The sequence below is a fragment of the Micromonospora sp. AMSO1212t genome, from assembly GCF_008868145.1.
Taxonomy (GTDB): domain Bacteria; phylum Actinomycetota; class Actinomycetes; order Mycobacteriales; family Micromonosporaceae; genus Micromonospora; species Micromonospora tulbaghiae.
In genome coordinates this window covers 1-245 of sequence record NZ_WBKS01000348.1, presented here as the reverse complement: position 1 = coordinate 245, position 245 = coordinate 1, and the positions used below count along the sequence as shown (strand labels likewise).

General features: G+C 72.7%; 1 pseudogene. It reads left to right on the top strand.

Features of this window, described 5'->3' with window-relative positions:
* Window positions 1-154: 154 nt before the first annotated feature.
* A pseudogene (locus F8279_RS30130) lies at window positions 155-245 on the top strand (HNH endonuclease); the annotation flags it as partial.

Sequence of the window (245 nt, the reverse complement as noted above, 5' to 3'; positions counted from 1 at the left end):
GAGCCGTCCATGTCGCTGCGATCCGCCACCACGATGACGTCGTGGCTGCTCGGCGACGGCTGCCGGGAACACGGTCCCTGGCCCGGAGGGCACGACTGACGCGCGCCGCGCGTCCCCGTCGTCGCCGTACCGCCGATCGTGAAGGGAGAGCCCGGTGGACGCCGTCCTCGTCGTCAACGCCGACCTCGGCCCGCTGCACCGGGTCACCGTCAAGCACGCGATACGGATGCTCTGCCGCCGGGTCG